General features: G+C 40.3%; 4 protein-coding genes. 2 read left to right on the top strand and 2 right to left on the bottom strand.

Annotation, left to right across the window (positions count from 1 at the left end; genetic code table 11):
- Nucleotides 1-17: 17 nt before the first annotated feature.
- Nucleotides 18-2,378, bottom strand: a complete 2,361-nt coding sequence (gene pbpC, locus B5X70_RS07600) for a penicillin-binding protein 1C (protein WP_079557301.1) — start codon at nt 2,376-2,378, stop codon at nt 18-20.
- Nucleotides 2,317-7,794 (bottom strand): alpha-2-macroglobulin family protein, encoded by a 5,478-nt coding sequence (locus B5X70_RS07605; RefSeq protein ID WP_079557302.1) that lies wholly within the window; start codon nt 7,792-7,794, stop codon nt 2,317-2,319. The genes pbpC and B5X70_RS07605 overlap by 62 nt, the downstream gene beginning before the upstream one ends.
- A 1,112-nt stretch (nt 7,795-8,906) precedes the next feature.
- On the opposite strand from B5X70_RS07605, the gene B5X70_RS07615 reads away from it, so the two are divergent.
- Together B5X70_RS07615 and B5X70_RS07620 are read left to right on the top strand one after the other, a co-directional pair.
- On the top strand, nt 8,907-12,149 hold the full coding sequence (locus B5X70_RS07615; RefSeq protein WP_079557304.1) for a SusC/RagA family TonB-linked outer membrane protein: 3,243 nt from the start codon (nt 8,907-8,909) through the stop codon (nt 12,147-12,149).
- Nucleotides 12,150-12,282: 133 nt separating this feature from the next.
- The gene (locus tag B5X70_RS07620; protein WP_079557305.1) at nt 12,283-14,154 is read left to right on the top strand and encodes a RagB/SusD family nutrient uptake outer membrane protein; all 1,872 of its coding nucleotides are present in this window, start codon (nt 12,283-12,285) and stop codon (nt 14,152-14,154) included.
- Nucleotides 14,155-14,334: the final 180 nt, after the last annotated feature.

The raw sequence follows: 14,334 nt of genomic DNA on the forward strand, positions 1-14,334 counted from the left end.
TTAAACCGGTGGCTATTCTATTCCCTCATCGTTGCAAAAACTCTGCGGGAATCGGATGCCCCGGATTCATCAACAATTTTCAGAGTATTCCAACCGTTTCTAAAGACAACGCTCATGCGATGTTCGCCTTTGGATTCCCCAAGGTACTCATCATCCAGATACCAATAAACCGTGGAGCTTGTAGAGATGTGCCCTGCCCGACATACAACCGGTTGAATTTGCCCATCAAAATCGCGCGGCAGAAAGACTTTTGCCTCCATATCAGGATATATGATTTTTACCGCCTCATCGGCTCGATAAGCGGGACATTCGGGATTATGCCCAGCAATAGGTTCAATGAACTGTCCTTTTGCTCTCAGATAATAAGCAACATCAGGGGGATAAATCAATACCGGTTTCCGGTTACTACCTGTTTCAGTCCAACATCTTGAACACGTCTGATGCTTCCCATCATCAGAGAAGAATTTAAACTGATGATAATTACATGTTTTTAGAGGCTTCATTCCCCACGGTAAGTCCATCATCACATAATCGGGACAAGCATCGGTAGCTCTGAAACCGGACAGTTTACAAACTTTTTGCTGCCTGTAATCAATGTCGCTTTTTTGAAACCAGACAGACTCTCTACTGAAAGGTAACGACTGTAAAACATCAAACAATATGGCTCCGGCTGATGTTGCTCCGCTCAAATTCTTATTTCCTTCGCCATTGAAATTGCCCACCCAAACGGCGATGGTGTAATCAGGATTTACGCCGATTGCCCAGGCATCTTTATGTCCGTAGCTGGTTCCTGTTTTCCAGGCAAAAGGCCGTGCGCTGTTAAAATGATACCAATAATATTCGCTGCCGGGTCTTTTCAAGTCATGCAACATATCAAGTACGAGATAACAACTGCCGGGACTCATTAACCTTACCGATTGCGTGTTTTTCTCTCCCTGAATTACATAATTATCTGAAAAAACACCTTCATTGGCCAGACCCCGATACAGTTTGGTCATTTCCCACATGGTAACTTCCGACCCTCCCAAAATCAGTGGCAACCCATATTCATCTGCCGTCCGAAAAAGAGTTCTCATTCCGGCACTTTCCAGAAAACTATAAAACTGATACAATCCATAGGCATTCAGCAGCCGTACTGCCGGAATGTTGAGCGATTGCACCAAAGCATCGCGCGCAGTTGCCACTCCACTATACTCCCGGCTGGCATTTCGCGGAGAAAAACCATCAAAATAGGTTGGCAAATCACGTATAAAACTCTCCGACGAGATAAGTCCTTCATCTATGCTTAAACCGTACAAAAACGGTTTAAGTATTGACCCACTTGATCTCCATGCCATAACACCATCCACCTGTCCTCCATGGTCAAAATCAAAGAAATCGGGTGAACCCACATATGATTTTACAGCGCCGCTTTTTGTATCAGTAACAAGAATTGCCAGATTATGAATTCCATACGATGAATACCTATGCCGGTATATAGATGCCAGATGATTGCATTTTTTCTGTAACTCTTCGCTTATTGTAGTCGGTAAAATGTGTCGTTGCGGATGATTTCGTCGGAGACGGAAAGCCAAATGAGGAGCGTGAGACTGAAAACGGTGAAACCGTTGAGGCACCGGCTCAAGTAATGCCAACTGAAGAGTCAGCTCATTGATGTGACCTTTTTCATGTAATTTCTGAAGCAACTGGTTGCGCCTGTTTAATAAAGCACTGGATCTTTCCGAGGGATAAATTAACCCGGGTGCGTTTGGCAATACAGCCAATGTTGCAGCTTCTGCCCAAGTGAGTTCATAAGCCGGTTTATCAAAAAACATCAGAGAGGCTGTTCGGTAACCAATTACATTACCCCCGTATGGTGCATGATCGAGATAAATTCTTAATAAATCTTCGCGTGAATAATGCAGGGTTAATTTTATAGCAAAAAAAGCCTCTCTAATTTTATTAAAATAGGTACGTGGCCGCTGATGGCGCATGCGCGCAATCTGCATGGGTATGGTGCTGGCTCCGCTGGTCACCCTTCCATGCCTGAAATTATCACGGGCTGCTCGAAAAACAGCTTTGAAATCAACTCCTATGTGAGAATAAAAAGACTCATCCTCAAAAGTAATAACAGCCGTTTTCAATTTATCCTCCACCGTGCAAGTATCCGGGGGAAAATGCCATTGTTCGTTTTTATTGAGAAATGCATGTAAAAGATACCCGTTTTCGGAAAGCACGACAGTACTGTAATCGTCATTGAAAATTGGCGACGATGGTGGAATCAAAAACCAGAAGAAGACAATGACCGGCAATATGATTGCCGGCCATTGCCAGTATTTAATCCTGTTTAAAAGCTTCAACATAAACCTTCCTGCCCCTTGTGGTAGCTTTAAAATCATTATTGTACATGGCTTCAACCAGAGTTCCCGGCAACCAATAGCTGCCTGCGGTGACGCAATTCAACTTTACTACAAAATCCAACGACTCCCTGTCTCTTAAATCAAAGAACCACATAATTCTGTCATCCCTGATATCCTGATAATTCTCTTTATTAAGATTCCAGCTTTGTGTCCATTCGGGCAATACGGTATTATTCAGTCTGATATTTTCAATCTGCCACCCCGAAGGCATCATCTGCATCAATGCTATTTCGGAAACACGGCTTAACGGACTGCTGTTGTTTACTGTAAACCTGCCGTAGAATGTATCGCCCTGCTTTAGTGAGCCGGGTTCAAGAAGACGGCCGTTTTCATCGTACCAATTCACTTCCAGTTTCAGGTTTTTGGTAACAGGTTCACTTTCATCCTTCAATGGCACACCGTTCCACGATAAACTGGCAAACACCTGGTTCACATCAGAACTATTGGCAAGATGGATTTCAATGTCCCGGTTGAAGCCATCCCTGATGGGGATAACAATTCTGCCCTTTTTATTGAATTCAACCTTTTTGCCATCGGCAAAATGAACATGTCCTGTTATTATCTGGTCTCCTCCCACGTCCAATCCAATGGAGTCAAAATATCGACCCAAAGCCAACAGCATATACCCTGAACTTTGGGTACTTAGAAAGTCAGTTCCTGATAACACTCCGGCCACAGATTCAGCAATGGTTTCTGCCATTGCCTCCATCCCCATTAATGTAGCACAATACAGAATGATCGCGTCATCGCGGTGACTACTGCCAAAATTGTAGTAAAATGGTTCATACAATTCGGTAGTTGTCCCCGCGTTGGCAAGAATCCTATCCCTGATGTTCTCTGCACCCACCAAATGATAGGCGGTTGCCAACATCCAACGGCTGGCATTGTTAAGTTTCTCCAGTTCATTTTCCATGAGCATATTCATTTCGGCCATGGGTTGCCGTCCTGCCAATGCCAAAATAAATGCTCTGTATGCACGGGTGGCCAAGCGTCCCTGATGCCTTCTTGCCTGAGTTTCCATGCCGTTAATGGCGTTATTATATAGAAAATCGGGGACTGAATAACCTAAGTTCCTTGCTTCAATTAAGAAATGAGATGCATAATTACTGCTCCATTCGCATGTAGTCGTGTTTCCGGGCCAATAGGAAAATGCTCCATTTTGCAGCATAAATTGTTGCAAACGATTGATGCCGGCATTCAGGTTTTCATCAATACTTTTTTGTTCTTCAGCATTAAAATAACCCATCTTTTTAAGATACAACTGAGGGAAAAGAGCCGATGTGGTTTGTTCCAAACAACCATACGGATACCTGATAAGCCAACGAAGTCTGTGGTCAAAGTCCATGTTTGGGAAAATATTGATATCCAGAGAGGCATTGTTTGTGCCGGCAACTCCAACCTCAGGCACTCTCATTCTGATGGTTGACCCTTTTTCAACACGTTCGGTTTTTTTGTCGTAAACCCTTACCGATGAAGGTACTACGCGAATATTGGTTTCATTCTCAACACGAATATCCCCTGAAACTCCTTCGAGCACAATTTTTGCCTGACCAATTTCCTCTTTTGCTCTGACTTTAAACTTAATCAATGCCTCATTGCTGTTTCTGAAATCCACATTAACCGACCGATTACCCACTACTTCCAAAGGCCCCTCGGTTCGGATGGAAAAACGAGCTTCCTGAACCGAGTTAACCATATTAAACAGCGATACTGGCACTTCAAATTCATCAAGGGGTTTCAGAACCCGAGGCATATTTGATTGCATAATAATATCAGAACGAACAGGGATGGTTTTATCAGCATGACCAAAACTGCCTTTTTCAGTGCCAACCACCATCACCCTTACTGCTCCATTATAGTTTGGCATGTGAAACTTTACGGTTGCACGTCCTCTGCTATCGGTCTTTATTGGCCCCTTGAACATGCTCACCGGTTCAAAACGTCGCTTTCCGTCAACCGGATCCAATTGTGATTCACGATAATCCAGATCATCGGCACCTCCTATGGAAAAAGTCTGAAGGACATCATCCCGATTAACACTCATCACATGGGAAAAGATATCGAATGTCTCCACAAAAAGGCCAATCTTTTTGTAAAACTCACGCCAGGGATTTGGGGTTCTGAACTGCGTGAGACTTAGTAATCCTTCATCCACCACAGCTATGGTAAACTGCGCCGGCTGTCGATTTCTGGTACTTATTACCACTTCAAAATCTTCATTGGGTGAAAGCACCTCCTTTGTAGAAATATCAAATTCAATTTTGGTTTCAGCATCCTCAATACGCAACGGGATGATTCCGAACATTCTGATTGGACGATCGTTAACCGTTTGACTATGAGGCTGAATAACCGACACCGTTGCGTAAATATTTGGCAGATAATCCTTTTTCAGAGGAATATCTATCACCAGTTCATCACCGGAAGTTCTGGAAGGATCAACCCAAAACCAATCTAACATTCTGCGGCCGCGTTCTAAAGTAACCAAAACATTTCCCTGTTTCGGATTTGGCAACATAATCCGTGCAGTTTCACCGGATGAATATACCTGTTTGTCCGATTTTAAAGAGAGTGTTCCCTCGTTCATATCACCGCCCGGAACTCCTCCATATCTGTAAGCACTAAAAAAGAGAGAAGAGATATGCCCATTCCCACCATCCATCACTTCTATGAGATACTCCCCATTTTCAGAAGGGGTAAAACTGACATGATTCAACCCCTCTCCCAATGTTAATGATCCTTCTGAAACAATATATGTTTGAGTATCCTCCTTATATTTAAGCTGATAGCTTCGGCGATCTCGGTATTGATACCACCATCGGCGGTCGTTTCGGTACACTCTGTAATTCAACTGTCTGCCGTTAAGCCTATTTCCATCCGGGTCAAGTAGAACTACAGGAAATCGAACCTCCGAACCGGTCTGATGATAACCATACCCGCTCGGATCCTGAATTCCTACATATCCAGGGTAAACATGCAAATCGGAAACATTCCATCCTTCGTTTGGCTGGCCTCCCTGCTCCAGAACGGTTGCCGATATTTTCAATTTTAAACCGGATGGAACATCGCCCAAAGAAGGAAGAATCCATTCTCCTTTAAGTTTTCCGTCATTGTCCAATCTACCTTTAAGTACATTATGCGTAAAAGAGCGAAAATCTACGTCAGCTCTGGAAAAATTGTAGTTAAGATACCTTGGGAACTTCATTTCATGAGGATGAACCTCAATGTTCACATCAGTTTGTAAATTTGGTGCCGGTGCACCAAATAAATACTGCACGTCCACATCGAAACCTATAACCCGGTCGTTCCAATTAAAAGTACGTTTAGCAGGTCTCACCTGAACCCGTAGCTGCTCTGCAACAACTGTTTCAATTTTTAAATGATCGTAAAAATATGCTCCACCAGCATTAATCTGAACATTGTAGGTACCGGTGGGAGCACTCTCTTCGGTTTGCATTGAAAAAACATACATCCCATCGGTTGACCGTACCTGTGTTTGTTCATGCACAATTCTGTATTGCGGATTACGCACAGTTATACTAACCGGATGGTTTGCAGGGAAAGTATTATCCCTGTTCTTAGCAATGAAACCGATGTTGATAGAATCTCCGGGACGATAAACACCCCTTTCGGTGTATATAAAACCACGCACTCCGTGGTGGTTTTCCGAAATACCCCCCACATCAAATCCGGAATTACTCCAACGCATTTCATTTCTGCTTATGGCAGAAATTTGTTTGTCACTTTTTGCCGTTATGTAATAAAAATAGCCGGATGAACCAAACCGTACCATGCCCAGATTATTAGTCCGGCCGTTTTGCATAATACTCCCGCCATAATTAAGCAATTCAACATTAATACCAGATATTGGCTTGCCGGTAAGAATATCCGTTACAAAAACCACCACACCGCCATCCAATGCCTTCGCTGTAATACCGAGATCGCTTAAAAAAACCGGTTTGTATATCTGCCCCTTTTCTTCAATATAGCTAAGAACTTCTCCTTCTATGGGTTGACTAACGTCACCTGGGTTAAAATTAATTCTTATGAGAAAGAGACCATCGTCATACTTCGAAAAAAGTTCAGAAAGGTCAAACTCGTTCAAAATCCATTCATTTGGTTTTTCGGCCAGTTCTATGGTTTGGTTTTTAACAATAACCCCAACTGAGCCGGAATAATGATCTCCAAACCCCCTGTTGCGGGTTCGTTCACTTCTCAGTTGAGAAGAATTCAAAAAGGCTCCGATCTGGCTGGTATATACCTTCTTCACCTCAAGGTGAACCCTCTTAAGGTTTGTGGTATAGAACTGTACTCTCTTTTGATTGGATTGAGGCAAAATGACTCCATCGGAAGCAAACTCTAACTGTGGTGGAATATCAGAGAATCTTAATTCTCTGGTTACTTTAGAATCAGTGACTGTTCCCCATCGGCTTCTGATACCCGGCTGAACCGTCACTTTATAACTGCTCCCGAACTTAAACCCACCATCAATGGAAAGCATGTTCCCCATTTTTCGAACCTGAAAATCAACATCCGGCTCAATGGAAATCAAACCATCAATATTTTGGTCAATATCAAGTTCATCTGAGAAACTGATGCGCACAGCAGCGCTTCTGCCTGATTCATCAACTCTGAATTCTCCGGCAACCATTTTTTTCAATGGAGAAACTTCAAAAGTTTCTGTGTAATTTTCTGATAAATCAAGATCCCTGCGGTTAATAGAAAATGTATACCTCCTGTTTCTGTCAGTTCTGATGATTTTATCAGATACAAACTGAAAATGAGTATCGCTTAACCGACTCCAGTTAAGTTTAATTTCCTTATCTCCCTTAAGACTTGCAGATTTATTCAGGATATCCAAATCAGCAGGTTCTGAAAACAGAACCGCTCCCCGATAAACCAGCTCTTTTGGCTCGTTTCGGTCAATTAACTCCAGAGTACCAGAGAAACTTGAGAGATTACGTCCGAGTACATTCAGATAAAACTCCAGATTCTCAAGCTTTTTTTCTCTAAAATCTTCGGAGAGTTCTTGGAGATTTAATACCCCTTTAATCACTGTTCTTGAAGGTAACCCGTTCTCAGGTTGAAACTCCAATGTATGAGCACTTGTCCATACGGCTTCACCTCTTACCCTCGGATTAAATGTAAACACGTTGCCCGGAGTTGATCCAATCTTTTCCTCATCTACAACGGGATTGTTAAATATAACTCGGACAATGTCGCTGGATCGCACATCACCGGATGTTACAAAACTTATTTCACGAACAATTTCTTCTGAATAAATAACTTCAGGTAAAGATTCACCGGGAGCGGGTGATTGAGATCTTTTACAAGAAAAAACAACGCAAATGAACAATATAACAGTCCACATGCATAATGGGCGAAAAGTGGAAATCATTATTTGGGTATAAATTAAATTAAGGAATTTGATTATTTACGAAAATGCAAATAACAAATTTAACTTTTATTATCTAATTCCATCATTGGTCGTTGAAATTTCCTATAAAATAAACTTCTATTTAGGCATTCTATTGAATTACAACAAAACGAACCTCTTTAATTTTCATTTCATCCGAAAATAATTTAGTTAATTAATTGGCCGAATGGAACTTCCATGAGGTGTTATTTTCATTTTCTTGTTGTGAGTTTCCCACTCATGGGCGTTTCATTTGAAAATAATTTGTTTAAGTCATTGGCCAAATGGAACTTCCATGAGCTGTTATTTTCATATTCTTGTTGTGAGTTCCTTACTCATGGGCGTTTCATCCCTTAACAATTAAAATCTATCACAAGCAAACGAAATTTTTCGTAAGTCATTAAATATAAAATCATAAAACCATTTTACATACTAATAGGATTGCATAATCTTGATTTTTACAGATAATATTTGTCACTTCTAACTAAAACCTCCACAATTTTTTTTATGTTAAATTTATCGATAATACAGTTCCTACATAAAGGTAGGCTTTTAGCTATATAAAAAACCGCATATACATTAACATTATCGAGCAAATAATACAAACACGACAATGAACTTCTAAAACAAACTCAAATTCCTCTTATTATTGCTTACAATCTATTATTCAACTTCTTTCATAACTTAATTTAACTATTGACTATTTGAGTCGAATTAAATTTAAATCTATTATCAAATTTAACAAATTTTAAAACAGACATAATTTGTAATAACATGTCATGTTATCTATTTCTTTTTCTGAATTAAACAACCAATGTATCAATATTTATATACACAAATCTAAACTATTTCTTTTATCAGGACATAACTTCATTTAAACTAAGCAATTTTTTAATTACGGAATAAAAATGTGTATCAAAATGTTTAAATAAATGATCAAAATGTGCATTGTTAAATATTGTGAATACACATAGATTTGTTTTAACAATAAAGAATATGTGCGTATATATTTTTTATTTTGTTCATTATCGAAGCCATTACAAGCCATAAACCGATCAACTTTTATTTTTTTACTAATTAAATTCAAAATCATCATGAAAAAAAAGGAAAAACTGAAACTTTGGAGATTTTTGGAAATCTTCCGGGAACCGGTTTCACTGGTTCTTCGATCAACATTTCTAAAAGCAGTGGTGGTTTGTGCTCTTATGCTCCTACCCATGGCAATATTTGCACAATCGAACACCATTACGATTAACGGAAGGGTGGTAGATCAGTTTGATGAGCCAATCCCTGGAGTAACAGTGGTGCTAAAGGAGAGTGCAACAGGAACAATAACTGACGCACTTGGTAACTATACCATACAAGCACCCGAGAATGGAGTATTGGTGTTTTCGTTTATTGGATTTAGAACCAAGGAAGTTACCATTGAAGGAAGAATGACAATAAATGTGATGATGGAAGATGATGTATTGGGATTGGATGAAGTTGTTGTGGTTGGATATGGTACAGTGAGAGCAAGCGATGTCACAGGTTCTGTTTCAAGGGTATCTTCTGCTCAGATTGAAGCTATGCCTGTTCAAAACCCATTGCAAGCATTACAAGGAAGAGCTGCTGGAGTAGACATTACTTCTAGCGCAAGACCAGGAGAAATTGGATCTATCCGAATTCGTGGAAACCGCTCTATTACAGCAAGCAACGAACCTCTTTTTGTAGTTGATGGAATTCCTTTGGCAGCTGGCGGTATAGAAGCCATAAATCCAAATGACATTAACTCAATTGAAATCCTTAAAGATGCCTCAGCAACCGCAATATACGGTTCAAGGGGAGCCAATGGCGTTGTGCTAATTAGCACAAAACGAGCTCAGACAGGTGTAGCACAAGTGAATTATCATGGAACCTTGTCTTTTGAAAGAATCAATGATTTAGCTGATAATTTCAACTCTCAAGAGTATGCCGAATTTCGTAGGGAAGCTTACAGAACATTTGGACAATACTCAACTCCATTCCCTAATCCAAGTGAAGACTACGCCATTTTCGGAGCTGATCCACACGCATGGAACAATATAGCGGAAGGATACACTTGGATTGACCGAGCGAACAGAGTGCCACAAATGCGAGCAGCAACAACTGAAGAACAATTAAGGTGGGGTGTTAGTGAAGTTCCGGTATATGATGGCAGCCGCATTCCAACTACAGATTGGACAGATTATGTTGAAAGAACAGGAATTACACAAGACCACAACATAAGCATCAGCATGGGTACTGACAGAATGAAGACATATATGTCAGCAGGCATCTTAGATCAACAGGGAACCAATGTTGGACAGGATTACACCAGATATACCGGGATGTTAAGTCTTGAATTCAGCCCAAATGATTGGTTGACTGTTGGTGGGAATATTACCGGAAGTTATGCAATTCAAAATTATGGATACACAACTGGAGGTTCAAGGAGTGCCCGCACAATATATGATGCTGCAAAAGGGATGTTACCATTTGCCGTACCATACGATGATAACGGAAATTTCCTTTACAATCCAGGTGGGGATGCAAATATTGTAAACCCAATCCGTGAAGGAGACATGGTGACAAACGAGCGCACAACAATACGAACCCTGGGTAGCTTTTTTGCAGAAATTCAATTATTTGAAGGTTTAAAATATCGTGCCAACTTTGGTCCTGACTTTAGAAATTACCGTTCGGGTGAATACAATGATGCACTATCCATTACCAGAGGTACCGGATCAGGCACTGATCGTGCAAGATATCAAAAGAACCAATGGATTGCCTGGACTTTCGACAATCTCTTATACTACAATACAAACATTGACAATGTACATGATATTGGGGTAACATTACTTCAAAGTTCATCCATGTCAAGAAATGAAGGGATCGACAACACCGTAACTGATTTACCATATAGTTCGCAGCTATGGTACAATTTAGGATCTACAAACCGTGGTGAAGTTGACGGTTGGGGATCATGGTACTCTAAATCAACTCTCATGTCATACATGGCAAGAATAAACTATGCTTTCCTAGACAGATATTTGGTAACTGTATCAGGAAGATGGGATGGAGCTTCTGTTCTTGCAGATGGAAACAAATGGGACTTCTTTCCTTCATTCGCTCTTGCATGGAAACTACATCAAGAAGATTTTATGATGGGAGTAGACTTATTTAATGAGCTTAAACCAAGAATTGGTATGGGAACCACAGGTGCTGCAGCCATATCGCCATACTCAACGCAGGGAGGACTGGTTAGAATTCCATATGTATTTGGTACAACTCCGGCAAGTGGATATGTAACTTCGAACCCGAAAGGACCAGCCGCAGAACAAGGATCGCTGCCTAACAGAGATCTGGGTTGGGAAAAAACAACACAGTGGAATTTTGGTGTTGATTTTGGTATTCTCAGAAACCGAATTTCAGGTTCTATCGACTATTATGTGGCCAACACCTCTGATTTATTGCTCAACAGAGGGTTACCATCTGTATCTGGATATAACCAAATTATATTCAACGTTGGAAAAACAAAAAACAGCGGTGTTGAACTTGTACTAAACTCTATCAACGTAAATACCGGAAACTTTCGATGGGATACCAATCTTTCTTTCTCTAGAAATAATGAAGAAATTGTTGAACTATATCAAGGAAAAGAAGATGATATTAGCCGACAACTTTTCATAGGACAACCCATCAACGTGTTCTATGATTATGAGAAAGTCGGAATCTGGCAATTAGAAGATGCAGCAGAAATGCAGAGATTTAATGACAATGGACATAATTATCGTGCCGGAGACATTCGTGTAAGAGACCTTAACGGAGACTATTCAATAGATCCAAACAACGACAGGAAAATTGTTGGTACTGCCGCTCCAAAATGGACCGGAGGGATAACCAATACCTTCAAATACGATAATTGGGAAATGTCAGTATTTGTATATTCAAGATGGGGGCATACTGTAGCAACTGTTGCTCCGGATATGCAAGGTCGTTACCAATCAAGAAAAATTGATTACTGGACGCCAGATAATCCGACCAATGCATATCCAAGACCAGACTATGGAAATGGAGGTCAGCCTACTTACTGGAGTTCTATGAACTATGTAGACGGATCATTTGTAAAAGTAAGGAACATCTCTCTAGGATATACAGTTCCAAGGAATGTTATTAATAATTGGAACATTACAAATCTTAAATTATATGCTCAAGTAATGAACCCATTCCTGTATTCAAAAACTGATTACATTGATCCAGACGTAAGATTTGATTCCAATTTCACGACATCAATCTCTTCCAGGAGCTTTGTACTTGGTCTAAATGTTACTTTTTAAACATAACAGGAAAGTTATTAAACAAGCCAAAAAGAATTACCTGAATGCTTTTGTTCTCCAAAATAAAAGCGAAAAAATCAGGAATTAAACAATCTGGCAAGTTTTATATAACCAAAAAATAAAAAAATAGATTATGAAAAAAATAGTTTTCGGAATATTGGTTTTCTCACTCATGTTTGGAGCATGCTCCGATTTTCTTGAGGAGGAAATGGTAGGAACCCTAACTCAGGAACATTTCAGTACTGAAAAGGGTATTGAGGATCTGATAAACGGAGCCTATGAAGGCTTTCGTTTCCACTTCGCTTTTGAGTGGTCTTACTCGTTAACCAACTTTGGGACAGATGAATTTACTCATGGTGGTGGTATGGATCGTGCATATTTTAACAATTATGATGGTGCACTAAATCCTGGTGAATGGCGCGATTTGCAACCTTTTTGGGATAATATGTTTGCTCATATTAACCAAGCCAATACTGGAATAGCCAGAATTCCAGAAGTATTAGCAGGAAAAAGCCAGCACAACACACGCTTAGGTGAAGCATATTTTATTCGCGGCTTTAATTATCTAAAACTGGTTGAACAGTTTGGGGGAGTTCCCATAAAATTGAACCCTACATCAAGCATTGAACTCGAGTTCAGAAGAGCTTCGGCAGGAGAGGTTATAGAGAGAGTTATTGCAGACTTAAGAATGGCTGAACAATTATTGCCTAACGAACCTGCACAAAAAGGAAGAGCAGCAAAGTCTGCGGCACGTCATTTTCTGGCTAAAACATATCTTTTCAGAGCCAGTGAAAGAAATGCGGAATTTACAAGATCCACTGATCTTGATAGCGCAGTCTTTTATGCAGAACAAGTAATAAATGATCCTCGTCACCAATTGGCACCGGACTTTCATGACATCTTTAACTACACAACAGTAAATGGGCCTAATGAGCATCTACCTGAAATCATCTTTGCTGCTCAGTTCGACGACAATCAAAGTCTTCTTGGAAGATATGGCAACCGTGTTCATCTCTATTTTCCATCGGTATATTTCACTTTACCCGGAATGATGCGTGATTTAGCAAATGGAAGAGAATTCCAGCGTCTACGTCCTACAAATTTTGCTTTGGATGTATTTGATCGTTCAGTTGATTCAAGGTTCTACAAAAGCTTTAAAACAGCCTACTTCTCAAATAATGCAAATACATTACCTAGATGGACTGAAGATAACGCTCCAAGTCCCGAATTAGTGGGCGAGCCAAGATTCCAGGTTGGAGACACTTCAATTATCTACATTGTTAACTCACTGGACGACGATCGTTTTGTACGAGCCGATATTGATAATGCTGCTCCTCATACCTACATTAGGAACTACATTAATGATGAAGGCCAAAATGCTACCAATTACACTTTAAGCCAATATCCAGCACTTTCTAAGCATTTCGACCACAACAGGCAAACACCAAATGACGAAAGAGGCACACGTGATGGAATTCTGGCCAGACTGGCTGAAACATATCTGATTGCTGCAGAGGCTTATGGAAGAAAAGGCGATTATGCAGAAGCTCTCGAATTTGTTAATGCAATTAGGGAAAGAGCTGCCTATAAAGAGGGGGAAAAAAGAAAGATTGAATACTACATCTCTGAAAACATACCATTTGGAGAAACAGGAAGCACTGTGGAAGATATGCGTGCTACCGTTAATGCCTTTACTCCGGGAACTCCGGAAGCGGATCAAGAAATGTATCCGGCGGGTGTTACCTCACAGGAACAGATGTTTGTTCATTTTATTCTGAATGAAAGAGCCAGGGAGTTAATGGGAGAATTAATACGCTGGGTTGATCTTTCAAGAACAAATACTCTTATCACAAGAGCAACGGCATTTAATGCACAAGCTGCTCCTAACATCAGAGATAGACACGTATTAAGACCAATTCCTCAATCACATTTGGATGCAATTCAATGGAATGGAAGACCTTTATCGGCTGATGAGAAGCAAGCTGAACAAAACCCCGGTTACTAGTCTCAACTTAAATACAAGAACAAAAGTCGCCCCCAATAGGGCGACTTTTTCTTTTATTACTAGATTCTCCTTTTATCAATAATTTGGTAAAATACATGCGTCCACCATTTTTAAACTAAAATCCTCCTGTTTTTACAACAATCACAGGTATTTTTGTGTCATAAGCTGAAACTACATATA

It is taken from the genome of Alkalitalea saponilacus, assembly GCF_900168165.1.
GTDB classification, from domain to species: Bacteria; Bacteroidota; Bacteroidia; order Bacteroidales; family Marinilabiliaceae; genus Natronoflexus; species Natronoflexus saponilacus.